Here is a 26,602-nt window from a genome sequence, read left to right on the forward strand (position 1 = left end):
GTTCCTCGGGAGTGTTGTGTTTTTTTATTTTAAAGGTGACGGTGTCACGCCCTGTGGGATCGGACACACGTACGGTTTTTCTTGTATTTGTTGTTCAAACTCTTCACGGCATTTTTTCAGCAGCGCGGCGTCCTGCAGCAGATTGAGCGCGGTTGCGCCCATCACTTTCCCGGCCAGCAGCATGCCTTTGTGGGCAATAGAGGTTCGCCCCTGAGACACCAGTTGCCAGGTATGCAGCGGCGTGCCGACGGTAAAGCAGGGGCTGAAGCACTGGGCGACCGGCATTTTCCAGCTGACGTCGCCCACGTCGGTTGAACCCGCCAGCACGTTGTCGGTAATAGCGTAGGGCGCGACTTCATCCACCAGCAGCGTCTCCTGATGACGACGAGCAAAGGCTTTCCCCGCTTCACCTCCCGTAGCGGCAATATTTTTCAGGCTGTTCTGCAGATCGTTGGACGTCAGGGTGGCGCGGATCTCGCGGGCGAAGGCGCGTTCTTCCTCGGTCCAGAGAGGCGTACCGTAGTGCTGCAGGGCGCGATACATCGCCGCCTCGAGCGTGCGGTTCGGCAGATAGCTGGAGCAGGCTTTATCAAAGCGACACTCGACGGTGGTTTCGGTCATCATCGCCGCGCCCTGGGCAATTTTCTCGATGCGTTCGTAGATCTGCTGCGCATCGGCCATTTCAGGAGCGCGGATCAGGTACAGCACTTCAGCCTGCGCCTGTACCACGTTGGGGGAAATCCCGCCGGTGTCGGTGATGGCGTAATGGACGCGCGCTTTCTCAATGATGTGTTCGTTGAGGAAGTTGGTGCCGGTGGTCATCAGCGTCACGGCGTCCAGCGCGCTGCGTCCCAGATGGGGGGAGTTGGCCGCGTGCGCCGCCACGCCGTGAAAACGCCAGGCGGCCTGAATATTCGCCAGCGTGCTGACGTTAAACATCCCGGCAAAGGCTTCCGGGTGCCAGGTGACGGCGGCATCGACGTCATCAAACAGACCTTCGCGCACCATAAAGGTTTTTCCGGAGCCGCCTTCCTCGCCGGGACAGCCGTAAAAACGCACCGTTCCGCTGCCGCCGTGCTGCTCCAGCCAGCTTTTCACCGCCACCGCGCCCGCAAGCGCCGCGGTGCCTAAGAGGTTATGCCCGCAGCCGTGGCCGTTGGCTCCCGGCGTGGCGGATTGCGCCGTTGCGCAGTGCGCCTGCTGGCTTAATCCGGCCAGCGCGTCGTATTCGCCCAGCAGGGCGATGACCGGTTTCCCGCTGCCGAAGCTGGCGATAAAGGCATTTGGAATACCGCCAGCCTCGCGCGTCAGCGTGAAGCCTTCTGCTTCAAGTTCGCTGGCCAGCCGTTCGGCGGACCAAAACTCTTCAAAGCGGGTTTCAGGACGATCCCAGATCGCGTCGGCAATATCGGTTAACGTCCGACATCGCGTGTCGATCGCATCGGCAATAAAAGCGTAGTTCTCCTGCATTACACACCTCGCGTCCACGGGAAATTGAGCGCAGTTCGCGCCAGCGTTTCAATGGCGATGGTCATGACCTGCTCATCGAAGTCGAATTTTTCGTTGTGATGTCCGGCGCTCAAATCCGTGCCAAACACCATATAGGACGCCATGCCGCCGTTCTCCTGCACGCGGGCCATCATCAGCGTGGCGTCCTCGGAGCCTGCTGGCGCCTTCACCTTATCGATGGCGTGAATAACTCCGGAAACCCGGCTCGCCTGTTCGCGCAGATAATCAACCCAGGCCGGCGTCGGCGCGCTTGACGTCGCGGCACCCATCAGGCGCATCTCGGCGCGCACGCCGTAGAGCGCCGCCGCGCCGGTAATCACCGCCTGCGCGCGTTCAAAGACGTACTGATTAATCGCTTCGCTTTCGCCGCGCGTTTCAACCTTAATCAGCGCATTCGCGGGCACCACGTTGCGTCCGCTGCCCGCCTGCATCACGCCGACGTTCACCCGGGATGCGCCGTCGCTGTGCGGGGCGATGCTGTGCAGGGCGAGGGCGGCCTGCGCGGCGGCGAGCAGGGCGTTACGGCCGTCCTCCGGTTTACCGCCCGCGTGTGCGGCCACGCCGGTAAAGCTCACGTCGAACTTGGTGGTGGCCATAAAGTTATCGCTGCCGCAGATTACCGTACCGGCGGGGACGCCAGTACCAATATGGATAGCCGTGAAATAGTCCACGTCGTCCAGCGCCCCGGCGGCAACCATGGCGCGTGCGCCGCGGGTGCCTTCTTCGGCAGGCTGGAAGATCAGCTTGATGGTGCCGTTCAGCCGGGCTTCATTCTGCTTAAGCACCTGTGCCAGTCCCAGACCAATGGTGGTGTGGCCGTCGTGCGCGCAGGCGTGCATCATTCCCGGATTGCAGGAGGCAAACCCGTCGCGGAACGGGCGATGGCTTTCATCCAGCGCTTCGCTTAAATCAAGGGCATCCATGTCGACGCGAAACGCCAGGGTTGGGCCCGGGCGGCCGGTATTCAGGGTGGCAACAATGCCGGTAAAGCCGCCTTCAAACGGCGCCAGCCATTTCTCAGGCGCGCCTTGCTTGCGCGCCCGGGCAAACTCTTGCGCCAGGGTTGCGGCATCGGGCAGCCCCATCCGGCTTTCGGCATCCACCACGTCGCGACCCATCGCCAGTTCGTAACCCAGCGAGTCGAGGATTTCCGCGACTTTCGCGGAGGTACGAAACTCTACCCAGCCGGATTCCGCATAATGGTGAAAATCACGACGCCATGCGCTCAGCTGCGGGGATAACGTCTGGATGTACTGCGCCAGTGTGTCCATATCTGTTCCTGTCATCATTAAAATATGTGAACTGCTTCACGCTGTGATAGTTTTTACTTATCACTAACCGATTTTTCACAGTTTTAACCGTTCAGGAATTACCCTCGCACATCCCTTTCCATTAAAGTAGATGACAGTTTCTTTACTCTGATAAACAACGGTTATCGGTCGGGCTATGACATTCCAGATTAAATTTCATCAAATCCGGGCGTTTGTTGAGGTTGCGCGTCAGGGCAGCATTCGCGGTGCCAGCAGGACGCTGAATCTTTCCCAGCCAGCGCTGACCAAGTCCATTAAAGAGCTGGAGGAGGGCATGGCGGCGCAGCTTTTCGTGCGCAGGAGTAAGGGCGTCGCGTTGACCGAATGCGGTGAGGGCTTTTACCAGCGCGCCCGGTTAATTCTGGAAGAGCTGCGCGCGGCGCAGGATGATATCCGCCAGCGGCAGGGTGAGCTGGCCGGGCAGATCAACATCGGGATGGGGGCCAGCGTTTCGCGCAGCCTGATGCCCGCCGTCATTACCCGCTTTCACACGCAACATCCGCAGGTCAAAGTGCGGATAATGGAAGGACAGCTGGTGTCGATGATCAACGAATTACGGCAGGGAGAGCTGGATTTCACCATAAATACCTATTATCAGGGGCCTTACGACCAGGAATTTACGTTTGAAAAACTCTTCGAAAAGCCGTTTGCGGTATTTTGTCGCGAAGGGCATCCGGCAACGGCGGCAACGTCGATTAATGAACTTCTGCATTATAACTGGACAATGCCGACGCCGCGGGGAAGCTATTACAAGCAATTGGAAGAGGTATTTAGCGATCGCTCACAAATACCGCGAATTGGTGTGGTTTGCGAAACATTTTCTTCCTGTATTAGCCTTGTCGCGCAAAGTGATTTTCTAAGCATATTGCCGCAGGAGCTAGGCTGTGACCCGCTGCTGGCGCACCGCCTGGTTATGCTGCCGGTCGTCGAATCGCTTCCTAAAGCGGCCTATTATTTAATTCAGCGCCGTGATTCACGTCAGACACCCCTGGCGGAATCATTAATTACGCAATTCAGAAGGGAAGCGAGAAAATTAATCGGCTCGTAAAACAGATATTAAAAAAACAGGATCTGCCCGACATCAGACAGACCCTATAGTACACACAGCAGTGCGTCCTTTCGCCAATCCTGGGTATTATTTCCATGGGGCAGGTATATTTAGGTATAACACCTTTCTCGCAAAAAGAAAGGCTATTGAGTGGTTGATTTTACGAAAATTTAACACAAATCACTTATTTCATCTTTGCTGAAGTTTTAGTTAAGTCGGGTTTAAATTCATTTAATAAATACTATATATATTCATCGGCTTAATATTTGTGGCGCATGAGGGCCTGTAACGGTGATTGAGGCCAGTCTCGGGCGCAGGTATAGTACCGTCCTCAGTTGTAGCCGGAGGATATCCATGAACCCTGACGACAAATCCTTTTTTCTTGACGCCATGGAAGATGTCCAGCCCCTGAAGCGCTGCGCGGATATTCACTGGCAGCCCAGCCGCAATACGCGGACGCGCCAGGAGGTGGATAGTGAACAGCTGGATAACTTCCTGACGCTGGATTTTCTTGACATGCTTCCCCTGGAAGAACCGCTGGCGTTCCAGCGCGAAGGGGTACAGCAGGGCGTTATCGATAAGCTGCGCTCGGGTAAATACGCCCGCCAGGCCAGCTTAAACCTCCTGCGTCAGCCCGCCGAACGCTGCCGTCAGATGCTCTATTCTTTTATTCGCCAGGCCGGACGAGACGGGTTACGCAATCTGATTATCATTCACGGGAAAGGGCGCGAGCAGAACTCGCATCCCAATGTGGTGCGCAGCTATCTGGCGCGCTGGTTAACCGAGTTTGAGGAAGTGCAGGCCTTCTGCGTGGCGCTGCCGCATCACGGCGGCAGCGGGGCATGTTATGTTTCACTGCGAAAATCTGATGAAGCAAAACAGGAAAACTGGGAGCGGCACGCCAAGCGCAGCCGCTAGCGGGCGATATCCTCGCCCGCCTGAAACTCAGAAGGTTTCCCAGTTGCTGTCGGTGGCGGCGGTTGTTGTTGCCGGGCGCAGCAGCTGTGGCGTTTTCAGACTGGCCGGGCGTGGAGCGACCGCTTTTTCTTTGCCGTTCAGACGAAACGCGGCTACCGCCTGGCGCAGCTGCTCGGACTGATCTTCCAGCGCCGCTGCCGCCGTGGCGGACTCCTGCACCAGCGCGGCGTTTTGCTGCGTCACGCTGTCCATCTGCGAAACGGCCAGGCTCACCTGCTCAATACCGCGGCTCTGCTCGTCAGAGGCCGATGAAATCTCACCCATGATATCGGTCACGCGGGTGACGGCAGCGACAATTTCCTTCATGGTGGTGCCCGCCTCGCTGACCTGCTCAGAACCGGTATTCACCCGGCTGACGGAGTTCTCGATAAGCCCTTTGATCTCTTTCGCCGCCTGCGCGCTGCGGCTCGCCAGCGTACGGACTTCACCTGCAACAACCGCAAAACCACGGCCCTGTTCCCCGGCGCGTGCCGCTTCCACCGCTGCGTTAAGCGCCAGAATGTTGGTCTGGAACGCGATGCTGTCAATCACGCCGGTAATATGCGCAATTTGCTGCGAACTGTCGGCGATTTCGTTCATGGTGCGAACCACATTATCCACGACGTGACCGCCGCGCGCGGCCGTTTCAGAGGCGTTTTTCGCCAGCAGCGTGGCCTGACGGGCGTTATCGGAGTTCTGTTTAACCGTTGCGGTCAGCTCTTCCATGCTGGCGGCGGTCTCTTCGAGCGAGGCGGCCTGCTGCTCGGTGCGGGCGGAAAGATCGTTGCTCCCTGCGGCAATTTCACCTGCGCCGGTGTAGATGGAATCGGTACTTCCACGTACGGCGCTGACGGTGGTCACCAGCGACTGCTGCATCTCATGCAGTCCGGCGGCCAGCTGACCCATCTCGTTGCGGCCAGAGATTGCGATATCCTGCGTCAGGTCGCCCCCTGCAATGGCGCGAATATGGTTCATAATGGAGTGGAGTGGTTTTAACAGCAGGTGCTGTAAACCCTGCCAGATGACCACCAGAACCGCGATAACGGCCAGCAGAATAGCCGCAAGCGTCCACTGCATCTGCGTGAAGCTGCTCTGGTTCTCTTCGGTTGCGGCCTTCAGCAGGGTGTTGTTTTCGGCGCGCCAGCGGTTATAAACCGCTTCCATATCGTCCTGCGCCTGCTGGGCGTCCAGATCGCCATAGGCCTGATAGTTGTCGGCACGCAGATACTCAATCGATAAACGCATGACTTCGTGCATCTGGTTCCAGGATTTCTGCATTTCGTCGGTCAATGCCGCCTCCTGGCCCTTAACCTGCGGCAGTTTCTGCCACTCTTTGTTATAGGCTTCGGCTTTTGCCAGCGAGTCGCTTGCCGTGCCAAGCAGTTTATTGATCGCCGCAAGGGAAGCCGGGTCACGCTGGTTTTTCAGATAGCGTATCGCCACGCGGGTGACGGTGACGCGCGTTTTCACCAGCGTGTTCACGCTGTCGCTCAGGCTTTCCTGCTGGGCATTGAGCACGCCGGAATTCTGGAAGTTATGGCGATCGTTGCTGACGGCAGAGTAGAACAACCCTCCCGTGACAACTTGCAGCAGACAGAATATGGTGAGGGCAAAGATAATACCGGTAATCACGTGCAAATTTTTCAGCATAGCGGTCGTCCGTTAGAAAGGATGCAGAGGTACACCAATACTATCGTCGTATAGAATTTAAACTTTAATTTAACTCGCGCTTAACTAAGGGCTCCGGTGAGGAACCTGTTGTAAATCCGGATCATTTTTATGAGGAAGGTCAACATGAGCAGCATTGATAAAAGCGGGACGTACGCGCTCGGGACGCGGACGGTTAAACGACTGGGCTACGGTGCGATGCAGCTCGCCGGGCCGGGCGTCTTTGGTCCACCGAAGGATAAGCAGGCCGCGCTGGACGTGCTACGCGAAGCGGTGGCAGCGGGGGTGAACCACATTGATACCAGTGATTTTTACGGCCCTCATGTCACTAACCAGCTGATCCGCGAGGCGCTTCACCCGTACCGGGACGATCTGACGATCGTCACCAAGATTGGCGCCCGTCGCAACGATAAAGGCGCCTGGCTGCCGGCCTTTTCCGCGCAGGAACTGACGCAGGCGGTGCATGACAACCTGCGTAATCTGCAGCTGGACGTGCTGGACGTGGTGAATCTGCGGATCATGTTTAGCGCACACGGGCCGGCGGAAGGGTCGATTGCTGAACCGCTCTCCACCCTGGCAGAATTACAGCGGCAGGGTCTGGTGCGCCATATTGGCCTGAGCAACGTCACGGCCACACAGGTCGCGGAAGCGCAGAAGATGGTCCCGGTGGTGTGCGTGCAGAACATGTACAACATTGTGAACCGGGGGGATGATGCGCTGGTGGATCTGCTGGCGCAGCAGGGGATTGCGTATGTGCCGTTCTTCCCACTGGGAGGCTTTACGCCACTGCAATCTTCCGGGCTGAAGGCCGTCGCGGATTCACTGGGCGCAACGCCAATGCAGGTAGCGCTGGCATGGCTGCTGCAGCGTTCCCCGAATATTCTGCTGATCCCGGGGACCTCTTCCGTGGCGCATCTGCGGCAAAACCTCGCGGCGGGGGAACTGCAGCTGCCGCCTGAGGCGCTGGAAACATTGAATACGCTGCTGGACTGATCGTCACAGGCGCAAAGCCCGACATGCGCTTCCGGGCTTTGCGCGTTTTAAATCTTCTGACACTTCAACGCGTTTGGGTTCGCTTCCGGAAATGGCCTTGATCCCTGGCCATAATCCGTAATACTGTATTTATATACAGTATCTGGCGAGAAAGGCATTATGGACACTCTCTTTTCTTATCACCCAAACCAATGCATTGAATTACCGTTGTTTGCAGAGCGTGTAGCCTGTGGTTTCCCCAGCCCGGCGCAGGATTATGTGGAGGATCGTCTCGATCTTAACCGGCTGGCAGTGAGACACCCCAGTGCGACCTATTTTATCAAGGTGAGTGGAGACTCCATGATTGGCGCGGGGATCGGCGACGGCGATCTGCTGGTGGTTGACCGCTCGTTAAATGCCGAACATGGGGACATCGTCGTGGCGTCGGTTGCCGGTGAGTTTACGGTGAAGGAGCTACAGACGCGCCCGGTTCTGAGGCTATTGCCACATAACGCCCGCTATCAGCCGATCACCTTTCAGTCCGAAGAGGAGCTGCAAATCTTCGGTGTCGTCACCCACACGCTTAAAACGCATAAACATGTTCGCGCTGGTTGATGTGAACAGCTTCTATGCCTCCTGCGAGAAGGTATTTCGCCCCGATCTGGAGGGGAAGCCCATCGTGGTGGTGTCCAACAACGACGGCTGCATTATTTCACTGTCGCGGGAGGCAAAGCAGTTCGGCATAAAAATGGGTGAGCCCTATTTTAAATTCAAAGAGAAGCTATACCCGTCGCGGGTTTACGTCTTTAGCTCGAACTATGCGCTGTATGCCGATCTCAGCAGTCGGGTGATGCAGACGCTGACCGATCTCGCTCCGGCCATAGAAATTTACTCGATTGACGAGGCGTTTGTGAACGTTTCAGGGATCGGTAACTGCCTTGCTCTGGAAACGTTCGGACACCAGATGCGCACTCAGGTTTTAAAAAATACGGGCTTAACCGTTGGCGTCGGCATTGCCCCGACAAAAACGCTGGCGAAGCTGGCCAACTATGCGGCGAAACGGTGGGCCAGTACCGGCGGCGTGGTCGATCTGTCGGGCCGGGAGCGGCAGCGTAAACTGCTGGCAAAGGTTCCGGTAGAGGAGGTATGGGGCGTAGGGCGGCGCATCACGAAAAAACTGAACGCGATGGGGATTACCACGGCGCTGGAGCTGGCGGAGGCCTCCTCCTGGGTCATTCGCAAACATTTTAACGTGGTGCTGGAACGTACAGCACGCGAGCTTCGCGGTGAGCCCTGTCTTGACCTGGAAGAGTACACCCCCACGAAGCAGCAAATCATCTGTAGCCGTTCGTTTGGACACCGTATTACGCAATATGAAGAGATGCACCAGGCGATTTGCGCCTACGCGGAACGCGCCGCAGAGAAACTACGCGGCGAGCATCAATACTGTCGTTTTATCAGCGTGTTTGTGCGCACCAGCCCGCATGCTGACAACGAAATTTATTACGGCAATCAGGCTTCTGTCACCCTGATGACGCCCACCAATGACTCGCGGGATATCATCCGCGCCGCCACGGAGGCGCTGGGGCGGATATGGCTCGACGGGTATCGCTATATGAAGGCCGGGGTCATGCTGGCGGACTTTTTCAGCAGCGGCGTCGCCCAGCTTAACCTGTTTGACGATAATCGCCTGCGCGCCAACAGCGCGGCGCTGATGGAGATGATCGACAGCGTAAATCACTCCGGCAAAGGGAAGATATGGTTTGCCGGGCAGGGGATTGAGAAATCCTGGGCGATGAAGCGTGAGATGCTGTCACCGGCCTATACGACGCGGTACGCCGATTTGCCGGTGGCGAAGTAGAGGATGGTTGCGTTATTTCTTTTGCGTCAACCAGGTTGCCGCAGCCGTCAGTACGCCGATCAGCGGCATTTGGCCCGCTCCGGCCAGAAAGTTATGGCGATCGATCTCATTATTTTTGCGGATATCCGCAAGGCGGGTAAGCGCCTCTTTTTCATCCGCAGCGCCGATCTCCTCAAACTGTTTATCAAACCCCTGAGCGATGAGCTGAGCAGCCGCATCGGTGTTTGCGCTCTCAATCGCAATGAGGTTCGGGCCTTTTTGGAAAAAACGGTAATCCGGCATACGTGCTCCAGAAAGAGGGAATACGGTAAAAACACTCTATTCTTTGCGGTTAAAAAATGCACGTGATTTACGGCGGAAACAATCAGCTTTTCTTTATTATTTCAGGCAGTAATTGCTCAATCACGCTGACGACTTTTCTGACGCGTTGCGGTATAAAGCGGGCATCAGGATAGACGGCGTAGAGGAAGCGATCGGGTAACCGCCAGTCGGGCAATACCGGCACCAGCGTGCCGGTTTGCAACGCGCGGGTCACGAGCGGTCGCTGCATGCCGCCGATACCGATGCCTGACTCCAGCGCCTGTAGCAGCGCCACACTGGTGTTGGCACGGAAAACGGTATTCACCTTGACCTCGACCATTTCCTCGTCAGACATCAGGCGCAGGGGAGCATCCGACGGAATGCCGCTGAACCGTACGTGTGGCAGCGTCGCCAGCTCGCTGACCGCGTGTACTGCCTGAAAACCGGGAGCGGCAAACAGTGCGGCTTCAATCCGTCCCAGCACGCGAGCCGCGTGCGCCTGCGGAGGCTCGCTGCTCAGCCGTATCGCGACATCCACGCCCTCCGTCACCAGATCGGCAAGGCGGTCATCCAGGGAAAGCATCAGCTGCAGTTCGGGATGCAGGCGCTGTAGCGCCAGCAGATGCGGCAAAATGATCTGCCCCAGGCCGCTCGGCAACTGGACATGGACGCGTCCCTGAACGCTATGATCGACAGGATGTAATCGCCTCTCCGCTTCCTCCATGGCGTCCAGCACGAGCTGCATATCACGCCGGTAGCGTTCCCCCTGTTCGGTCAGCTTCATCGTACGCGTCGTACGGTGCAGGAGTACCACACCCAGCGATTCCTCAAGCGCCGCGATCTGTTGACTGACGGCGGACTGCTTAATACCGGTCTGACGGGCAGCCGCCGAAAACGAGCCTGCTTCAGCGACGCGCAGAAAGGTAGAAATGGCATTGAGCTTATTATTCATTTAATGATTTTGCTTATGAGTGCCATCGGTTTGAGGGGATATCTCCAGAAAAAATAATATATCACACTGCGTCTGTCACCCTTTCCGGAGAAACACCATGAATAATAGGCAGCAACACAGCGTCGCCCTGGTCGCGGGCGCCAGCGGCATTGTCGGCAGACAGCTGGTCAACACGCTCCTGCACCATCAGTGGCAGGTGATCGGCCTTAGCCGCCATGCCGGGTCGCATCCTGACGGCATTTCGATGGTCAAAATCGATTTACTGGATGAAAAGGACAGCGCCCGGGCGCTGCGCTCCCTGGACGGTGTCACCCATCTCTTTTACAGCGCCTGGGCGAACGCGGCGAACTGGACAGACATGGTTGAGCCGAACGTCACCATGCTGCGTAATCTGGTCAGCATCCTCGAAAAAACGGCACCTTTGCGGACGGTAAGCCTGATGCAGGGATACAAAGTTTATGGTGCGCATCTGGGACCGTTTAAAACCCCGGCGCGCGAAAGCGATCCCGGCGTACCGGGTGCCGAATTTAACGCCGCGCAGCTTGCGTGGCTCAGCCAGTTTCAGCGGGGAAAGCGCTGGCACTGGAATGCCATCAGGCCGGGCGTAGTAGGGAGTGCGGTACCGGGCAATGCCATGAACCTTGCGCTGAGCATCGCCCTGTACGCCTCCCTGTGCAAGGCGCTGGGTTTACCGCTGCGTTTTCCCGGTTCGGAACAGACCTGGCACAGCATCGTTGACCATACCGACGCCGGGCTGCTGGCCGACGCCACTCTGTGGGCCGCCACGTCACCTGCGGCACAGAATCAGGCGTTCAACGTGAATAATGGCGATATCTGGCGCTGGAGCGAGCTCTGGCCGCGCATCGCACGCTGGTTTGACCTGGACTCTGCACCGCCGGTGAGGCTGTCATTTCATCAGCTGTTTACGGACTATCGCGGCGTATGGCGCGAACTTGCCGAAGCGCGGCTGGTGGAAGCGGATATTCTGCAGCTGAGCGACGGGCGGTTTGCCGATTTTGTCTTTAGCTGGAACTACGACATGTTTGGTGACGGGAGCAAGCTGCGCAGGGCGGGCTTTACGCAAATGCAGGCGACGGATGAGATGTTTTTCCGCCTGTTCGCGCAGCTGAGAGCCGCGCGGATTATTCCCTGACCGTAAGGGTTGTTGTCATCAACGATCGGCGCGTTATACTCACGCGTTAAAATGAATATATTGTGGGGCAGGGATATGCACGAAAGTCTAAAAATGATATCAGTCGCTCTGCCCCTCATTGCGCTTCTCATTCTGTTAAGCTTTTTGGTCAGACGCATCCGCCAGGCAAAACGTATCATTTCAGACCGTAACGGGATGAAAAAGATTTCTGCCAACCCCTCAATATTTGGCGGGAATGCAGGTAAAAACTGGTTTTATGATGACCAGTTTTTATATGAAGTTAAAAACAACGCCATCCGTAAAATTGCGCTGGCTAACATCATCAAAATCGGACCGGGGAATACAGAGATAAACAGCAGACGGGTCTGGATTGTTATTTACCGGGATGGTGTTAGTGAAAAGCAGGTGCAGTTTTATAACAATCTCACCCTCTGGAATCATAACTTCACGGCTTTTCTGGCGGCGATAAAAAGTGCCAATCCTGACGCTGTCATTAAAGAACGCTCATTCCTCAATCTATGAAAAAGGACCGCAGACGCTTTGCGGACGCCGCACGCGGGCAGCGTCCATAGCATCAGGGTTAAGGGCTTACTCAACCGTTAACGCATCGACAACCTCGGCCACGCTTTTCACGCTGCGGATATTCCCGATCCCCGTGCCGAGCGCGATATAGCCTTCATCGGTATTATTTTCCAGCATTCCCAGGCGCAGGCCCCGTAATCCTCCCATCGCCTTGCCCAGCGCTTCGTTGCTTGCGCCAGCTTTATCCATCGCCGCCAGTTTTTCCGCCAGCTTGCCGGGAAGAGAACGATAGTAGTGGGGAACGGTACGGAAAAGCAGCAGGTCAAGGCCGTTGGCGGCAACAATTTTCTCTTTGACCTCCTGCGGCACGCGGCTTTCTTCGGTACTGATAAAGACCGAACCGGCAAACACGCCTTCCGCACCTAACGCATGCGCCGCTCTGGCGGTGCGGCGATCGGTAATACCGCCCGCCGCCATCACCGGAACATGCTTCACGGCGTCGGCAATCAGCGGCACGATGGAAAAGGTCCCCAGCGCCGTTGCGGGTAGCGTCCCGCCCTCGTCAAAACCGGTGGCGACGATGATGTCAGCCCCGATTTCTTCTGCAAGGCGTGTGTTCTCCGGCGTGGGATTGATGTCGCGGTAGATAATGGCGATACCTGCCTCTTTTAACTCATTGAACAGCGCGGGAATAATGCTGCCTTCCCCGTAGCCCGTATACACAACGGCCCTGACGCCTTCCTCTTTTACCACCTTAAGAATTGGCCCGGTCCAGACGTCATTAACGGCGGTGGGGATCAGGTTCACGCCAAACGGTTTTTCGGTCAGCCGTTTGGTTTTCCGAATTTCCTCCCGCATTTTTTCGGCGGTCGCTTCCGGGGTGGAGACCGCGGTATCGGCGGTTAACCCTGCGTTGGGGCCCAGCACGCCGAGTCCTCCGGCATTGCTGACTGCGGCAACTAAACGGGCATCAGTAAGCCAGGATAACGGTCCCTGAATAACAGGCTTTTCGATACCCAGGATCTGACAGATACGGTTATTTTTCATAGCAGACTCTCCCTTACGTTTGAATGGGGAAGAGTGTAGGGCGCAATATTGTTAGGAAAAATAGCCTAAAAGATTCATCACTGTTATAAAATCAATAACAATATCCCGTTCGCGGTTTGAAACCCTTTATGCAAATAAATCTCTTTGAATCTATTCGAATTTTTATTGAAATTGTCGAGTCAGGCAGTCTTACCCAGGCAGCGGAGAATCTGCAGGTCCATCGTCCGGCAGTGACCAAAGCGCTGCAGCTTCTGGAGCAACACAGCGGCACGCGGCTCCTGCAGCGCACAACGCGTCGGATTAGCCTGACGCCGGATGGGGAAGCGTTTTATCGCCGCAGCAAACCCCTGCTGGCGCAGGCGGATGAATTACTGGAGTCGTTTGGCGCTGACCGGGCAATACACGGCCAGCTGCGCGTGGATATGCCGGTCTCTTTTGCGACGCTGCGGGTGATACCCAATCTGCCTGATTTTTATCGTCAGCATCCTGAGATAGACATCATTCTGAGCAGCTCTGACCGCCGTCGGGATATGCTGCGGGATGGCCTGGACTGCGTGCTGCGGGTGGGCGAACTGGACGACGGCGACTATATCGCGCGTAAAATCGGGAACATCAAAATCACGACCTGCGCCAGCCCGGCCTGGCTGGCAAAACACGGTACGCCAGAAACGCCGGAGGATTTACGCAAGCATCAGGCCATCAACTGGATTAATACCAGCAGCAGACACATTCAGCCGTGGACGTTTACCACGCCCGAAGGCGTCGCAGAGATGACGTTGCCCGGTAAGCTCGTGGTGGATAACTCCGAGGCCTACATCGCGGCAGGCCTGGCCGGGCTCGGGTTAATGCAGGGGATGAATCTCTTTCTCCAGCCTTACATTGACCGCGGCCTGCTGGTTGAGGTCTTGCCAGCCTATCGCTCGCCGGACCGCAAGCTGTCACTGCTCTACCCACACCGTCATCTCTCCCGCAAGGTGCGGGTCTTTACCGAATGGCTGGAGAGTCTGGTGTGAATACGGCCAGTTCATGGCATAAAGTCCCAATCTGCCCTACGGCATTAAGCAGTCGGGGCGTCGGTTCGTTTGCGCAGTTTAGCCGCAGAAAGTGCGTGAGTTCTGCGCCAGGAGAAAACAGGGGGCCGGGGCTGACGCCAATACCCAGCGCCAGCGCGCGACGATGCACCTCCAGCGCGTTGACCTGCTGAGGCAGTTCTACCCACAGCAGGAAACCGGCAGCGGGCACGTTAACGCGCGTACCGGGCGGAAAGCTCGCCTTGACCTGCGCCACGACGGCGCGAACGCCTTCTGCGATCCGGCGCTTCAGCCGCCTCAGATGGCGATCGTAGTCGCCGTTCGCCAGAACGTCGCTCGTCGCAGCTTCCAGCAGCGGCGCACCTGCCCAGTCTCCGGCCATGCGGGCCTGCAGGACCTGCGTGTAATAGCGTCCGGCGGCGATCCAGCCGATTCGCCACCCCGGCGCAAGCGTTTTAGACAGGGAGCTGCAGTAAATCACATTCCCGTTCTGGTCGAACGCTTTGCAGGCCGGAGGGCGTTGCCCCTCGCCGACCAGGTCACCGTAAACATCGTCCTCAATCAGAGGAATACCGGCCTCTTCAAGCAGAGCAACCAGTTCCTGCTTACGCGCGACGGGCATGCTGGCACCCAACGGGTTTTGCACGGTGGGTGAGGCCAGGACGGCAGCGGGGCGATGGCAGCGAATGGCGTCCGCCAGCGGTTCCAGCAGCAGGCCTTCCACAGGGTCGGTGGGGATCGTCAGGGCCTTCAGGCCTAAATCCTCCAGCAGCAGGAGCGTGCCGAAGTAGGCGGGCTGCTCAATCGCCACCACATCACCCGGCTGACAAACGCCACGCAGGGCCAGACGCAGCGCCTGCGTCGCGCCTGCGGTGATAATAAGATCGTCCGCGCCGAAACGGGCTCCCCACTGTGCAGAACGCGCGGCAATCTTACTTCGCAAATCCCGCCTTCCCGGAGGCAGGCTGTAGCTCTGCCCATGCGCGTCCAGACGACGCCCCGCGGAGTGCAACGCCCGCTGCAGCGCATCTCCTGGCAGCCACGCGGGATCGGGCAGAGCGGCGCCCAGCGGGACCAGACGGGCTTCTGCACTGCTGAACAGCGACCTGGCCACGGCGGAGAGGGTGACGGGGACCGGGCCTGCCGGGGAACGCGCGGGCTCCGCACGCGGCGGCAGGCTGGTCTGGCGGAGGTAATAACCCGAACGCGGACGCGCAACGATCAGCCCTTCAGCCTCAAGGCAGCGAAGGGCCTCCAGCGCCGTCGGAAGGCTAACGCGCTCGCGCTCGGCGAGTTTACGCGCGGAGATCATCCTGTCACCGGCGCGCAGCGCGCCAGACGTAATGGTAAGACGCAGCATATCCGCAATTCGGCGATAGTGAGGAGAGGAGTGGGACGGGGCAGACATGGGTATCTGTTCAGGCTAATTTTCGATAAAACTGACTATACAGCCAATGATGCGCGCCATCTATAGTGTCCGGCATGTTCAGGACAAGGAGGCATTATGCACAGTGATAATTTCAATATTTCCAACTATTTCAAACGCATAAACTACACCGGACCGGCGGCTGCCGATACGGCCACTCTGCATGCGCTGATGCGCCATCAGCTCTTTTCCGTTCCCTTTGAAAATCTGGACGTGCAGGCGGGCAAAGTTGTTTCGCTGGCGCCAGACGACATTGCCGATAAGGTGTTAAAGAAAGGGCGCGGCGGCTACTGCTATGAGGTGAACGGGCTTTTCGCCATGGCGCTGGAAGCACTCGGTATTCCTTACCGCTTCGTGGCGGCGCGTCCGATGTTCTACCCTGCGCGGCGGCCGAAAACCCATATGGCGCTCATCGCTGAGGTAGATAGCCGACTGTGGCTTTGCGATCTCGGGTTCGGCAGCTACGGCATTCGTGCGCCGATGGCGCTGGACACGCTTGACGTGGATATCCCCCAGGATTTCGACACGTTTCGCCTGAGCCGCAGCGCGGAGGGTGAGTATCTGCTCGAGGCGAAGGTGGAAGGCGAATGGGCCCGGCAATACGGCTTCGATCTCACGCCTCAGGAGTGGATTGATTTCGTTCCGGCCAACTACCTGAACTCCACGCACCCGGATGCGATCTTTGTGCAGAAGCGGGTGGTAGTGCAGCACAGCCCGGAAGGACGCCAGATTTTACTGGGCGATATGCTGAAAACCATCACCGCAAACGGCACTGAAACGCGGAAACTGGCGGAGGATGAAATCCGCCATGTCCTGAAGAACCGTTTTGCGCTGACCGCCGCGTAATTTGTCGGGCAGAGATGGGGGCTCAGTTTAGCCTGTCTTCTGCGGCTTTACGCTTAGACCCCCACTGTAACAACAGGCTAAACGACGCGGGTAACACGGTCAGCGTTACCAGCGTCGCCACCAGCAGCCCGCCGATAATGGCATAGGCCATTGGGCCCCAGAAGACCTGGTGAGAAATGGGGATCATGCCCAGAATGGCGGCACAGGCGGTCAGACAGATGGGTCTGGCCCGGTGCTCCGCAGCCGCCATAATCGCGGCATCGCTTGTCATCCCCTGAGCTAGATTGCTGTCAACCTCGCTAATCAATATCACCGCGTTACGCACGATCATCCCCGCCAGGGCGATGACGCCCAGCAGCGCGACAAACCCCATCGGCGTGCCGCCGGGCAGCATAGCCAGCACGATCCCCGGTAAACCAAAAGGGGCCATCAGAAGGGCCAGCAGCATCCGGGAATATCGCCGCAGCTGAAGCATCAGCAGCAACAGCATGATGACCAGCGTTACCGGAAGAACGGTAAAGACGGAACTGTTCCCCTTATCCGATTCGGCGACCGCGCCGCCTTCTTCAATGCTGTAACCTGCTGGCAGGCTCGCGCGCAGTTTATCCACCGCCGGACGCAGCGCGGCTGAAACTGCTTCAGCCCTCAGCCCCGGGGCAAGGTCGGTTTGCACCGTGATAAAGGGCAAGCGCTGCCGACGCCAGATGACCGGATCGTCCACGCCCCAGACCGGCGTCGCAACGGCGCTGAGCGGAATTTTTTTACCGTCATTTCCCTGAATGGTGAGCGAGGAGAGTGTGGCGGTGCTGTGGCGCGCATTGTCCGTGGCCCGGAGCACCACGTCGACAAGGCGGTCGTTATCTCTGATGGACGTGACAACGCTGCCGGACCAGACGGTATTCAGCGTGCGGGCGAGACTTTCTGACGATATTCCCGCTGCTCTGGCCGCCGTCTGATTCACCTTAAGGGTGATGACCCTCTCCGGCTCTCCGGCCGTCTGGTTAACGTCGCGTGAGAACGAAGACCGGCCAATCGCGTCCGTGAGACGGTTCGCGAGGGCCCGGACCTGCAGATAATCCGGCCCGCTCACCCGGTATTTGATGGGCCAGCCGACGGGGGGGCCCAGCTCAAGGGGCGACACGCGCGTGATGATGTCGCTAAACTGTGTCGCCAGGAGCCTGTTCAGCTGCGCGTGCAGACGATCCCGAGCCTCAAGATCCTTAGCCACCACAACCATCTGGGCGATATTTTCATTTTCCAGCAGCACGTCCATCGGCAGGTAAAAACGGATGGCACCCGACCCGACGTAGGTCGAAAAGCGCTCGATATTGCTGTTGCCGGCCAGCGCCTTTTCCAGCTTTTCCACCTCTCTGAGGGTTTCCGGCTGCGAGGCGTTGGCCGGAAGCGTCAGGCTGACCAGCAGTTCAGGCCGGTCGGAGGCGGGGAAAAACTCGCCCTGCATAAACGTCGTGCCGTACGCTGACAGCCCCAGCGCGGCAAGCGCAATCAGCACGGTGGAGAACCGGTGGCGGAGTGCCAGACGTAAAAGCCGTCCGTATCCGCGCGCGATCTTTCCAGGTCCTGCCGCGTGATGTCTGACTTTTTCCGGCAGCAGCCACGTGCCGGTCAGCGGCGAAAACAGGATCGCGACAGCCCAGGAGCAGAGCAGGGCAATGAGCACCACCGCAAAGAGGGAAAAACAGTATTCACCGGCGCTGGAGGCCGCAAACCCAACGGGAATAAAACCGGCAATCATTACCAGAGTACCGGTGAGCATCGGGAAGGCCGTCGTTTTGAATGCATGGGCGGCCGCGTGCCGACGGGAATCCCCGGCTTCCAGCCGGGAGACCATCGTTTCGACGGCGATCATGGCGTCATCCACCAGCAGGCCCAGGGCAATGATCAGCGCCCCGAGCGAGATGCGCTGAAGGCCGATACCTGCGAGCATCATGCCGGCAAAAGTCATGGCGAGCACCAGCGGGATGGCCGTCGCCACAACAAGTCCGGCCCGTAAACCCAGTGAGACAAATGAAACCGCCATCACGATAACAACGGCTTCGATAAGCACGCGGATAAACCCGCTTACCGCGTCACTGACCACCGCTGACTGATCGGCGACTTTCACCATCTCGATACCGTGCGGCAGCCCGGCGCCAAGCGCCGCCATTCTGGCGTTCAGCGCAGCGCCGAAACGCAGCATGTTGCCCGTTGGCGCCATCGACACCGCCAGTCCGATCGCCGGCTTGCCGTTCACCCGTTAGGCCGGGGCCGGTGGCTCGGCGATTTGCCGGGTGACGGTGGCAATGTCGGTCAGCGGAATATAGCGATTGTTAACGTGCAGCGTGACGGCACGTAAACTCTCTTCGGTCGTGAGCGCCCCGCTGACCTTTATCGCCATGTTCTCCTGTTCGGTACGCATCGTTCCTGCCGGGACAACGGCGTTTTGCGCCCGGAGGGTGTCGGCAACCTCCTGAATATCCAGCCCCATACCGGCCATGCGCGCCGGAGAAAAGGCGAGAACCCACTGCTCCTGCTGTTCGCCCAGCAGGGTGGTTTTACCCATATCCGGCAGGGACATGAGCTCGCGCCGTATTGTCTCTGCGCGATCCCGCACCTCCCGAAGCGTAAAACCTTCGGGAATAAAGGCGTAAATTGTGCCGAACGTGTCGTCAAACTCGTCATCCACGGCAGGGCCCTGCACTCCTTCAGGCAGGGACGGCGCGATGTCCTGCATTTTTTTGCGGACCTGATACCAGATATCGGGCACGCTTTGCGGGGGCGTATCGTCACGGAGGTTGACGTGGATAACGGTGCGTCCGGCCCGGGTTTCACTTTCGAGGTAATCCAGCCAGGGCGTTTCCTGCAGCTTTTTTTCCAGGGTATCGGTCAAAAGACGGGTGGTATCCGCCACGGATGCTCCCGCCCACTGCGCGGAGACGACGGCCGTTTTAATGGTGAATGCCGGATCTTCGTTACGCGGCAGCTTTTCATAGCAGAACACGCCCATCGCAATCACCAGCAGCATGAAAAAGCTGACCATCTGCTGGTTCTTAAGCGCCCAGGCGGAGAGGTTAAATTTCGCTTCCGGTTCTGTGTTCATGGCTGAACCTCTCCGGCCATGACCCGCTCGCCGGATCGTAATGTGCTCACGCCCGCCGTAATCACCCGATCGCCTGGCTCAAGGCCGGAGGCAATCATGACGGAGGTGGCCGTATAGCCGACGGGCACCACCACGCGCAGCTGCGCCTTCGACTGCGTGGTAATGACGAAAACGGCCGGTTTGTCGCCGACGCGGGTGAGCGCCGACGCGGGAAGGGTGTACCCGTGCGGGGATGACGATGGCAACGTGACGGTAACGCTGGCACCCAGCGCCATGGCCGCTGGCGGGTTTTGCAGGGTGGTCCTGACGCGCCAGGTGCGGGTCTGAGGATCGGCCTGCGGGGTGATATCCCGCAGCAGGGCAGACGCCTGTACCGACGGAGCGCTGAGCAGGGAAACCTGCAAAACCGTCTTGTCCAGAGACGGGATCGCATCGGGCGCGGCAATATCAAACACCACGTCGCGGGCTTCCCCGGTTGCCAGCGTCAGCACGGACTGACCGTCGCTGACAACCTGCCCCGCAGAGGCGCTCACGGCCGTGATGACGCCCGCTTGCGGCGCGATCAGGCGCGTCCAGCCGAGACTTTCCCGCGCGTTGCGCCATGCGGCCTCGCTGCTTTTTAAGCGCGCGCGGGCGACAAGCCAGTCTGCACGGGCGCTGTCGAGCTGCGTGCGGGCTATCGCGCCCGTTGGCATAAGCTTTTGCATGCGACTGACGTTAAGCGCGGCGACCTGCGCAGAGGCCTTCGCGCCTTCATAGTCGGCCGCAGCGCTGTCGAGCTGGTTTTGACCGGTCGTATTGTCAAGCGTGGCCAGCAGCTGTCCGGAAGTGACGCTGTCACCTATATCAACGCTGCGCGTCAGTATCCGGCCTCCGGTACGAAAGCTCAGGGTCGTTTCATCGTGGGCATGGATCTCACCGGTTCTTTCCAGCGCGGGAAGGGAGTGGGCGGTCCCGACGACGACGTAGCGTACCGTCCGCACAGGGTCAGGCATGTTTTCGTGTTTATCACCGCAGCCGGTCAGCGGAAAAATTGCCAGCGCAAGCAGGGCCAGGGGAAGAAAATGCAGCCAGGAAAGGGTGCGCGCCACGCCGTACAAATGATGCAGGCAGTGGCGGAGGGAGATAAAAAATTCGTCTGACATAACGCCGCTCCATAAAGGGAATGGCGTTATTAAATGCGCGCTACGTCGAGAAAGATTCGATGTTGTGTCAAGGCTTTATCAAGAGCTGAAATTTTCATTATTGGACGGATGCCAGGGCAATAAAATGCGTACGGCGAGGCCGCCCGTTTCCGGTAATGACGCGCTAATTTCACCCCCATGGGCCTGGCAAATCGCCCGGGCGATGGACAATCCGAGGCCGCTGCCGCCTGAATGCCGCGCGCGGGACTGCTCCTCGCGGCTAAAACGTTTAAACATTTCCGGTAAGAATTGGGGCGACACCCCCGGCCCGTCATCGATAAAGTCGAGAGCGTAGCGTCCGCTGGCGTAGTGCAGCGCCACCTCAAGATGTCCGCCCTCGCGCCCGTAACGTAGCGCATTTTCCATGAGGATAGTCACGACCTGTCCCATACGGAACGCGTCGCCTCTGAAGGGGCAACTGCGCGGGTTACGCAGCGTTATCCGGAAATGATGCGCATCTGCCTGGGGCATGAGCCAGGCAGCCCGCTCCTGAACAAGCTCATCCAGGCAGAACGGCTGGTCTTCCAGCACAAGGTTACCCGCATCGGCCAGGGAGAGAAGGTGGAGCTCATCGGTGAGGCGGTTGAGGTGCTGGAGCTGTTTCATCACCATTCCCAGCTGCGCCGGGCTGGCATCAAACACGCCGTCTAACATGCCCTGCAGACGCCCGATGGCGGCCGTCAGGGGCGAGCGCAGCTCGTGCGCCATAGCGACGTGCGAGGCGCGGAGCTCTTTTTCGTAGCGGGCAAGTTGTCCCGTCATAGAGTTAAAGTCGGTCGCAAAGCTGACCATTTCCGCCGGTGCATCCTTGATCAGTTCCGCCTGACGGCCAAACTGCCCTTCGGCGACATCCTTTGCCGCATCGCGAAGGCGGCTGAACTGCAGCGCCAGCGGGCGGGCGTGTTTGAGCCCCATCACCACAATAAACGGGATCATTACCAGCACCAGCAGGGCCACCGTGACCCAGTCGGCTGAGGCGATAGACGGCGTGGAATAGCTCAGGCCCCACCAGGTGTCCACAATCGCGTGGAAGCGGGCCGGATTGGCCTGCGGATTCTGGCTGAGCGTGAGAAACTCCTGCCGGACCGCCGACGGCATCCTTCCCATGATCCAGTAGTTCTGGACCGCATAACGTAGCCACATGCAGGTGGCAATAACGATCACGCTGCCGATAGCCAGCGCTAAGATGCGCGCGCAAATCCAGCGCCACAGAGAGGAGTGCCGGTTTTTTATCATGGCTGTCTGAACCTGTAACCCACGCCGCGAACGTTGATCAGCACGCCGGAAATACCCGCAGCTTCGAGTTTTTTACGCAGGTTATAAATATGGGTGTCCACCACGCGCTCCAGCGCCTCGCTTTCCGGCAAACAGTGTTCCAGTAAATACTGGCGGGAGAACGGGTGCGCAGGCGAACGCAGCAGCGTTGCCAGAAGCGAGAATTCCGTTGGCGTAAGATCGAGCATCACGGGCGCGTCGTCGCCGTTATCCACGCTTGCCACAATGGCGGCGACATCCACCGCCAGCGTTTGCCAGCGAAGTATCTTTTCCTCTGTCTCTTTTTTACTGCTGCGCCGCAGCACCGCCTGCACCCGCGCCACCACTTCGCCCGGATGATAAGGCTTCACAACGTAATCATCGGCACCGTAGCGCAGGGCGCCAATGCGATCGGGAGTATCCCCCATGGCCGTAACCATAATCACCGGCACATCGCTTTTACGACGCAGGCCAGCCAGTACCTCGGTGCCGTTAAGTCCCGGCAGCATCACGTCCAGCAGAATGAGGTCGGGCTTCCACCGCTGCGCCATATCCAGGCCGGAAAGACCGTCCCCGGTAATGGTCACGTCGTAATTTTCACGCCGTAAATAGGCTTCGAGCACGCCAGCCGCATCGGCGTCATCTTCAATAATCAGCACTCTTCTGGACAACATCCGTTCACCTTGACCATTTCTTAACACTATCCCGACGATTCATTGATTCAGCCAAATCATACTGCGCCAACATTGTGTGGCTGTCCCTGTCTCAGGAGACGCCAGCGTCTGTAAGGAGAGCAGTATGATAGCGATAAAAAAAGTCCTGTATATGTCCGTCCCGCTTCTGATGGTCGTGACCTCCGGCGCGCAGGCGGATGACGCCTCCGCGTCCGATTCCTTAACCGTCGGGCTGGGGGGACAATATGCCCCGCGTTACTCAGGCTCAGACAAGCAGGTGTGGCAGGTGGTTCCGGTGCTGCAGGGTCGTAAAGGCGCTTTCTTTATTGATGCGCAAAAAGGGGTGGGATATGACCTACAAAACGACAGCGGTTGGTATTTCGAACACACGCTGGGCTATGACTTCGGAAGGGCTGAGAAAAATTCTGGCTGGCGTGAGGGGGCAAACAATCTGAAAGGGATGGGGGACATTGATGCCACCCTGAATACCGGCCTTGCCGTCGGCTGGCAGGCCGAGCCATGGCTGAGTATGGAAGGCAAAGCGACGCTGCCGTTAACGGACAGTCAGGGGGCAAGCTATCAGGCCTCCGTTACGCTGATCCCGGTACAAAATAACCAGGACACGATCGCCTTGCAGTCTGCGGCCCTGTTTGGCGACAGCCGTTATCTGAATACGTGGTATGGGGTCAGCGAGCAGCAGAGCCGCCGCACCGCCTATCGCCGCTATTCAGCGTCGGGTGGATTTTATGGCGTCGACACCAGCCTGACCTGGAGCCATCAGTTCGATACCCACTGGGGGACGGTCCTGAGCGCGGACTATACCTGGCTTAGCGATCGTGCGAATGACAGCCCGATCGTAATGCGGCGCAATGAAGGGTCTGCAACCGCCGCTATCACCTGGACATTTTAACCAGGGAAAGGATCAGGCAAAGAGCCCCTTAATAAGCATCCAGAAAAGTGAGAGCAGGCAGAGGAGTTGTACGGTTCGCAATGACCACAGGTGAAAACGCCATTGATACCGCTCTCGGGCATCGGCTTCAGCGATCGGGCCAGCGGCATCAGCAGCGTTTTTCCCTGGGCGGCGCAGAATATCATGGCACAGCCAGACCAGAAGTATGAGGCTAAGTATTCTCGTGAAAAGTAAACCGTAGGCGGTATAAAACGTATCCCAGTAGAAGCGGAGGGTGTCCATGGCCTTTATCCTTTCCTGAGCCGCCCATACGGCAGGTATGGGCGGTGAACGATTATTTCTTTTTATCCATCATCGCTTTTAAATCGGCAAACGGGTTAAACGTGGCGACGCCCACGTCTTTTTGCGCGTCTTCCCCGGCCACCACGGTGGTGCCGTACTGATCTGCTTCGGTGTATTTCGAATGCTCGTGATCGTGGCAAAACAGGCACAACAGCTCCCAGTTGCTGCCATCTTCCGGGTTGTTGGTATGGTCATGATCGATATGGTGAACCGTGAGTTCACGCAGATTGGAATAGACAAACTCGCGCGAGCAGCGTCCACACACCCAGGGATAGATTTTTAATGCTTTTTCGCGATAGCCGCTTTCCAGCCGCGCGTAGTTTTTGGGGAGCAAAGCCATTGCCGGTTTTACCTGTCATAAAATAGTGAGCCAATATATCTCATCAGGCACTGTAAATGTATATACGCTTCCTCCGTTAGAGTGAGAATGTACCTTCAAGCGTAATTACGCATTTTCCGCCGACGCGAACCACCGCCTTTCCTGAGGTGGCATCGTATCCCGTGAACAGTACGCTTGCTCGTCCCATATCGACTCCCTGACTGACTGTCAGGTCAAGCGTCGTTTTATCGCGGTGTAATGCCAGTAGCGCCGTAACAGCGGCGGTCGCGCTGCCTGTTGCAGGATCTTCCGTCATTCGGGGCGTAAACATGCGTGCTTGCACATCGCAGGGCGCATCGGAATCTGAATCCAGGGTATAGGCATAGAGTGAAACTGCACCGTCCAGCGGTAACGTCGCACGAAAACCCTGTAAATTGGGCACGCATCGACGGAGCGCCTCGCGAGAGGCCAGCTCGGCTATCAGGAAGGGCAGACCCACCGACGCGACGACGGGCATATGTACCTCGGTACGGATATCTTCTGCGTTCAGGGACAAGCAGGCAGCCACGTTTTCCGGGCTAACTTCAGAGCGGCAGGAGAGTGCCTCTGGCACCAGAAGTTCTGCGCCAGTCACCGTATCGTTGTCACGCAGCAGGCGCACGGGCACCAGGCCAGCGATTTCCTCGAAGTGCAGTGTATCAGGCAGGTGCTGATGATTCATCGCAGTGTGATGAGCGAGCACGTAGGCGGTACCCACATTCGGGTGCCCGGCGAAGGGGATTTCGCGCGAGGGCGTAAAAATTCGGACGCGTGCTGTATTGGATGGGTTGTCTGGCGGCAGCACAAACGTCGTTTCGCTGTAACCAAACTCAACGGCGACCTGCTGCATTTGTGCTTTACTCATGCCTTCCGCATCGAGTACGACGGCAACAGGATTCCCCAGAAACGGCGTGTCAGTAAAAACATCCGCCACAACATAGCGTCTTTTCATTTTTTATCCAGTGTGAAAGGTCCCGACCTATAGTAGTAACGTTAATTCAAACGGATAACCAACGGGTTTTTACCTGAGGGACATGAAACTATTTCAATCAATTTATTTGAATCATTCCGTTAAATAAACGGCATTTATTCTTACCGGGTAATGCGTAAAGTGGACAGAACGCAATGCATTATCAGGACACATGGTTATGAAAAAGATCGGGTTTTTATCCTTTGGTCACTGGACGCCTTCGCCGCAGTCCGGCACGCGCTCGGCGGCAGACACGCTGCTGCAGTCCATCGATTTAGCCGTGGCGGCTGAAGAGCTGGGGGCAGACGGCGCCTATTTCCGCGTGCATCACTTCGCGCGACAGCTTAGCTCGCCGTTCCCACTGCTGGCCGCCATTGGTGCAAAAACGAAGACCATCGAAATCGGCACCGGCGTAATCGATATGCGCTATGAAAATCCGATGTACATGGCTGAAGATGCGGGCGCGGCGGACCTGATTTCCGGCGGTCGCCTGCAGTTGGGCATCAGCCGCGGCTCCCCGGAGCAGGTCATTGATGGCTGGCGTCATTTCGGCTATGTCCCGCAGGAAGGGGAAAACGAATCGGATATGGCGCGTCGTCATACCGAGGTGCTGCTTGAGGTGCTGCGTGGGGAAGGGTTTGCCAAACCGAACCCGCAGCCAATGTTCCCGAATCCGCCGGGGCTGCTGCGCCTGGAGCCTTATTCAGAAGGGCTGCGCGAGCGTATCTGGTGGGGCGCCGGTTCCAATGCGACGGCCGTGTGGGCAGCAAAACTGGGCATGAACCTGCAAAGTTCAACCCTGAAGGACGATGAAACCGGTGAGCCGTTCCATATCCAGCAGGCAAAACAGATCCGCGCGTACCGTCAGGCCTGGAAAGAGGCTGGGCATACGCGCGAGCCGCGCGTGTCGGTTAGCCGCAGTATTTTTGCGCTGATGGACGACCGTGACCGGATGTACTTCGGTGCCAGCCGCAACGACAGCGATAGCGTGGGTTATCTTGACGAGAAGACGCGCGCCATCTTCGGGCGCAGTTATGCCGCGGAGCCGGACAAGCTGGTTGAACAGCTGAAAAAGGACGAGGCGATTGCCGAGGCGGACACGCTCTTACTGACCGTGCCGAACCAGCTGGGTGTGGATTATAATGCGCACGTGATTGAGTCTATTCTCAAACATGTCGCACCGGCAATGGGCTGGCGCGAGTAGTTCC

General features: G+C 58.0%; 24 protein-coding genes and 1 pseudogene. 11 read left to right on the forward strand and 14 right to left on the reverse strand.

The features are described from left to right. Positions 1–24 precede the first annotated feature (24 nt). Positions 25–1,470 carry a M20 family metallopeptidase gene (locus V1587_RS12345; protein WP_371897606.1) on the reverse strand — a complete coding sequence of 482 codons (1,446 nt, stop codon included), beginning with the start codon at positions 1,468–1,470 and terminating at the stop codon, positions 25–27. After that, a complete protein-coding gene (locus V1587_RS12350; RefSeq protein ID WP_371897605.1) occupies positions 1,470–2,780 on the reverse strand; it encodes a M20 family metallo-hydrolase in 1,311 nt (436 codons plus the stop codon). The genes V1587_RS12345 and V1587_RS12350 overlap by 1 nt, the downstream gene beginning before the upstream one ends. A 175-nt stretch (positions 2,781–2,955) precedes the next feature. Here V1587_RS12350 and V1587_RS12355 point away from each other — a divergent pair, with 175 nt between their 5' ends. Then, complete coding sequence (locus V1587_RS12355; RefSeq protein ID WP_371897604.1) at positions 2,956–3,867, forward strand: LysR family transcriptional regulator; 912 nt, start codon at positions 2,956–2,958, stop codon at positions 3,865–3,867. Positions 3,868–4,221: 354 nt separating this feature from the next. Next, positions 4,222–4,785 (forward strand): DNA endonuclease SmrA, encoded by a 564-nt coding sequence (gene smrA, locus V1587_RS12360; protein ID WP_371897603.1) that lies wholly within the window; start codon positions 4,222–4,224, stop codon positions 4,783–4,785. Positions 4,786–4,812: 27 nt separating this feature from the next. Here smrA and V1587_RS12365 read toward each other — a convergent pair whose 3' ends face one another. Then, entirely contained in the window at positions 4,813–6,474 is a 1,662-nt protein-coding gene (locus V1587_RS12365; RefSeq protein WP_371897602.1) for a methyl-accepting chemotaxis protein, read from the reverse strand. Between the two features lie 144 nt (positions 6,475–6,618). Between V1587_RS12365 and V1587_RS12370 the strand changes: the two genes are divergently transcribed. The 3 genes from V1587_RS12370 (at position 6,619) to umuC (ending at position 9,325) form a co-directional block, all read left to right on the forward strand. Next, positions 6,619–7,485, forward strand: coding sequence for an aldo/keto reductase family oxidoreductase (locus V1587_RS12370; protein WP_371897601.1), 867 nt, complete (start codon positions 6,619–6,621; stop codon positions 7,483–7,485). A gap of 159 nt (positions 7,486–7,644) precedes the next feature. Further along, positions 7,645–8,079: a translesion error-prone DNA polymerase V autoproteolytic subunit gene (gene umuD / locus V1587_RS12375; RefSeq protein WP_371897600.1), complete on the forward strand. Its 435-nt coding sequence runs from the start codon at positions 7,645–7,647 to the stop codon at positions 8,077–8,079. Continuing rightward, positions 8,063–9,325, forward strand: coding sequence for a translesion error-prone DNA polymerase V subunit UmuC (umuC, locus tag V1587_RS12380; protein WP_371897768.1), 1,263 nt, complete (start codon positions 8,063–8,065; stop codon positions 9,323–9,325). The genes umuD and umuC overlap by 17 nt, the downstream gene beginning before the upstream one ends. A 12-nt stretch (positions 9,326–9,337) precedes the next feature. Here umuC and V1587_RS12385 read toward each other — a convergent pair whose 3' ends face one another. Beyond that, entirely contained in the window at positions 9,338–9,607 is a 270-nt protein-coding gene (locus tag V1587_RS12385) for a hypothetical protein (protein WP_371897599.1), read from the reverse strand. A gap of 82 nt (positions 9,608–9,689) precedes the next feature. Next, positions 9,690–10,577, reverse strand: coding sequence for a LysR family transcriptional regulator (locus V1587_RS12390; RefSeq protein ID WP_371897598.1), 888 nt, complete (start codon positions 10,575–10,577; stop codon positions 9,690–9,692). Positions 10,578–10,674: 97 nt separating this feature from the next. Between V1587_RS12390 and V1587_RS12395 the strand changes: the two genes are divergently transcribed. Continuing rightward, entirely contained in the window at positions 10,675–11,730 is a 1,056-nt protein-coding gene (locus tag V1587_RS12395) for an SDR family oxidoreductase (protein WP_371897597.1), read from the forward strand. 75 nt (positions 11,731–11,805) lie between these two features. Beyond that, the gene (locus tag V1587_RS12400; protein ID WP_371897596.1) at positions 11,806–12,252 is read left to right on the forward strand and encodes a hypothetical protein; all 447 of its coding nucleotides are present in this window, start codon (positions 11,806–11,808) and stop codon (positions 12,250–12,252) included. Between the two features lie 66 nt (positions 12,253–12,318). Here V1587_RS12400 and V1587_RS12405 read toward each other — a convergent pair whose 3' ends face one another. Continuing rightward, positions 12,319–13,299, reverse strand: coding sequence for an NAD(P)H-dependent flavin oxidoreductase (locus V1587_RS12405; RefSeq protein ID WP_371897595.1), 981 nt, complete (start codon positions 13,297–13,299; stop codon positions 12,319–12,321). A gap of 128 nt (positions 13,300–13,427) precedes the next feature. Here V1587_RS12405 and V1587_RS12410 point away from each other — a divergent pair, with 128 nt between their 5' ends. Further along, positions 13,428–14,312: a LysR family transcriptional regulator gene (locus tag V1587_RS12410; protein ID WP_371897594.1), complete on the forward strand. Its 885-nt coding sequence runs from the start codon at positions 13,428–13,430 to the stop codon at positions 14,310–14,312. Here the strand turns inward: V1587_RS12410 and V1587_RS12415 are convergent. Continuing rightward, positions 14,284–15,738 (reverse strand): PLP-dependent aminotransferase family protein, encoded by a 1,455-nt coding sequence (locus V1587_RS12415; RefSeq protein ID WP_371897593.1) that lies wholly within the window; start codon positions 15,736–15,738, stop codon positions 14,284–14,286. The genes V1587_RS12410 and V1587_RS12415 overlap by 29 nt on opposite strands. A gap of 96 nt (positions 15,739–15,834) precedes the next feature. Here V1587_RS12415 and V1587_RS12420 point away from each other — a divergent pair, with 96 nt between their 5' ends. Then, the gene (locus V1587_RS12420; protein ID WP_371897592.1) at positions 15,835–16,602 is read left to right on the forward strand and encodes an arylamine N-acetyltransferase; all 768 of its coding nucleotides are present in this window, start codon (positions 15,835–15,837) and stop codon (positions 16,600–16,602) included. Between the two features lie 22 nt (positions 16,603–16,624). Here V1587_RS12420 and V1587_RS12425 read toward each other — a convergent pair. From V1587_RS12425 to V1587_RS12440, 4 genes and pseudogenes are all read right to left on the reverse strand, one after another. Next, positions 16,625–19,702: pseudogene (locus V1587_RS12425) on the reverse strand (efflux RND transporter permease subunit). Next, positions 19,699–20,847, reverse strand: a complete 1,149-nt coding sequence (locus V1587_RS12430) for an efflux RND transporter periplasmic adaptor subunit (RefSeq protein ID WP_395314346.1) — start codon at positions 20,845–20,847, stop codon at positions 19,699–19,701. The pseudogene V1587_RS12425 and the gene V1587_RS12430 overlap by 4 nt, the downstream one beginning before the upstream one ends. 78 nt (positions 20,848–20,925) lie before the next feature. Continuing rightward, the gene (locus V1587_RS12435; protein WP_371897589.1) at positions 20,926–22,122 is read right to left on the reverse strand and encodes a sensor histidine kinase; all 1,197 of its coding nucleotides are present in this window, start codon (positions 22,120–22,122) and stop codon (positions 20,926–20,928) included. Further along, positions 22,119–22,814 carry a response regulator gene (locus V1587_RS12440; RefSeq protein WP_371897588.1) on the reverse strand — a complete coding sequence of 232 codons (696 nt, stop codon included), beginning with the start codon at positions 22,812–22,814 and terminating at the stop codon, positions 22,119–22,121. Before V1587_RS12440 ends, V1587_RS12435 begins: the two co-directional genes overlap by 4 nt. A gap of 124 nt (positions 22,815–22,938) precedes the next feature. Here V1587_RS12440 and V1587_RS12445 point away from each other — a divergent pair, with 124 nt between their 5' ends. Beyond that, positions 22,939–23,724, forward strand: coding sequence for a MipA/OmpV family protein (locus tag V1587_RS12445; protein ID WP_371897587.1), 786 nt, complete (start codon positions 22,939–22,941; stop codon positions 23,722–23,724). A 12-nt stretch (positions 23,725–23,736) separates the two neighbouring features. Here the strand turns inward: V1587_RS12445 and V1587_RS12450 are convergent, their stop codons facing one another. The 3 genes from V1587_RS12450 to V1587_RS12460 all read right to left on the reverse strand — a co-directional run bounded on the left by V1587_RS12450 (position 23,737) and on the right by V1587_RS12460 (position 25,376). Further along, positions 23,737–24,006 carry a hypothetical protein gene (locus V1587_RS12450; RefSeq protein ID WP_371897586.1) on the reverse strand — a complete coding sequence of 90 codons (270 nt, stop codon included), beginning with the start codon at positions 24,004–24,006 and terminating at the stop codon, positions 23,737–23,739. A 52-nt stretch (positions 24,007–24,058) separates the two neighbouring features. Further along, the gene (gene yajD, locus V1587_RS12455; protein ID WP_371897584.1) at positions 24,059–24,406 is read right to left on the reverse strand and encodes an HNH nuclease YajD; all 348 of its coding nucleotides are present in this window, start codon (positions 24,404–24,406) and stop codon (positions 24,059–24,061) included. Between the two features lie 76 nt (positions 24,407–24,482). After that, positions 24,483–25,376, reverse strand: coding sequence for a PhzF family phenazine biosynthesis protein (locus tag V1587_RS12460; RefSeq protein ID WP_196346222.1), 894 nt, complete (start codon positions 25,374–25,376; stop codon positions 24,483–24,485). Between the two features lie 196 nt (positions 25,377–25,572). On the opposite strand from V1587_RS12460, the gene V1587_RS12465 reads away from it, so the two are divergent. Next, positions 25,573–26,598: an LLM class flavin-dependent oxidoreductase gene (locus V1587_RS12465; RefSeq protein ID WP_032651088.1), complete on the forward strand. Its 1,026-nt coding sequence runs from the start codon at positions 25,573–25,575 to the stop codon at positions 26,596–26,598. Positions 26,599–26,602: the final 4 nt, after the last annotated feature.

Source organism: Enterobacter sp. ECC-249 (assembly GCF_043965265.1).
In the GTDB taxonomy this organism is placed as follows: Bacteria; Pseudomonadota; Gammaproteobacteria; order Enterobacterales; family Enterobacteriaceae; genus Enterobacter; species Enterobacter quasiroggenkampii.

Excerpts from the sequence above, each read along its gene's own strand:
- umuC (WP_371897768.1), top strand. The coding sequence starts at position 8,063 with ATGTTCGCGCTGGTTGATGTGAACAGCTTCTATGCCTCCTGCGAGAAG.
- V1587_RS12405 (WP_371897595.1), bottom strand. The coding sequence starts at position 13,299 with ATGAAAAATAACCGTATCTGTCAGATCCTGGGTATCGAAAAGCCTGTT.
- V1587_RS12445 (WP_371897587.1), top strand. The coding sequence starts at position 22,939 with ATGATAGCGATAAAAAAAGTCCTGTATATGTCCGTCCCGCTTCTGATG.
- V1587_RS12435 (WP_371897589.1), bottom strand. The coding sequence starts at position 22,122 with ATGATAAAAAACCGGCACTCCTCTCTGTGGCGCTGGATTTGCGCGCGC.
- V1587_RS12345 (WP_371897606.1), bottom strand. The coding sequence starts at position 1,470 with ATGCAGGAGAACTACGCTTTTATTGCCGATGCGATCGACACGCGATGT.
- smrA (WP_371897603.1), top strand. The coding sequence starts at position 4,222 with ATGAACCCTGACGACAAATCCTTTTTTCTTGACGCCATGGAAGATGTC.
- V1587_RS12365 (WP_371897602.1), bottom strand. The coding sequence starts at position 6,474 with ATGCTGAAAAATTTGCACGTGATTACCGGTATTATCTTTGCCCTCACC.
- V1587_RS12400 (WP_371897596.1), top strand. The coding sequence starts at position 11,806 with ATGCACGAAAGTCTAAAAATGATATCAGTCGCTCTGCCCCTCATTGCG.
- V1587_RS12415 (WP_371897593.1), bottom strand. The coding sequence starts at position 15,738 with ATGTCTGCCCCGTCCCACTCCTCTCCTCACTATCGCCGAATTGCGGAT.
- V1587_RS12465 (WP_032651088.1), top strand. The coding sequence starts at position 25,573 with ATGAAAAAGATCGGGTTTTTATCCTTTGGTCACTGGACGCCTTCGCCG.
- V1587_RS12395 (WP_371897597.1), top strand. The coding sequence starts at position 10,675 with ATGAATAATAGGCAGCAACACAGCGTCGCCCTGGTCGCGGGCGCCAGC.
- V1587_RS12460 (WP_196346222.1), bottom strand. The coding sequence starts at position 25,376 with ATGAAAAGACGCTATGTTGTGGCGGATGTTTTTACTGACACGCCGTTT.
- V1587_RS12385 (WP_371897599.1), bottom strand. The coding sequence starts at position 9,607 with ATGCCGGATTACCGTTTTTTCCAAAAAGGCCCGAACCTCATTGCGATT.
- V1587_RS12355 (WP_371897604.1), top strand. The coding sequence starts at position 2,956 with ATGACATTCCAGATTAAATTTCATCAAATCCGGGCGTTTGTTGAGGTT.
- V1587_RS12410 (WP_371897594.1), top strand. The coding sequence starts at position 13,428 with ATGCAAATAAATCTCTTTGAATCTATTCGAATTTTTATTGAAATTGTC.
- yajD (WP_371897584.1), bottom strand. The coding sequence starts at position 24,406 with ATGGCTTTGCTCCCCAAAAACTACGCGCGGCTGGAAAGCGGCTATCGC.
- umuD (WP_371897600.1), top strand. The coding sequence starts at position 7,645 with ATGGACACTCTCTTTTCTTATCACCCAAACCAATGCATTGAATTACCG.
- V1587_RS12420 (WP_371897592.1), top strand. The coding sequence starts at position 15,835 with ATGCACAGTGATAATTTCAATATTTCCAACTATTTCAAACGCATAAAC.
- V1587_RS12390 (WP_371897598.1), bottom strand. The coding sequence starts at position 10,577 with ATGAATAATAAGCTCAATGCCATTTCTACCTTTCTGCGCGTCGCTGAA.
- V1587_RS12430 (WP_395314346.1), bottom strand. The coding sequence starts at position 20,847 with ATGTCAGACGAATTTTTTATCTCCCTCCGCCACTGCCTGCATCATTTG.
- V1587_RS12350 (WP_371897605.1), bottom strand. The coding sequence starts at position 2,780 with ATGGACACACTGGCGCAGTACATCCAGACGTTATCCCCGCAGCTGAGC.
- V1587_RS12440 (WP_371897588.1), bottom strand. The coding sequence starts at position 22,814 with ATGTTGTCCAGAAGAGTGCTGATTATTGAAGATGACGCCGATGCGGCT.
- V1587_RS12450 (WP_371897586.1), bottom strand. The coding sequence starts at position 24,006 with ATGGACACCCTCCGCTTCTACTGGGATACGTTTTATACCGCCTACGGT.
- V1587_RS12370 (WP_371897601.1), top strand. The coding sequence starts at position 6,619 with ATGAGCAGCATTGATAAAAGCGGGACGTACGCGCTCGGGACGCGGACG.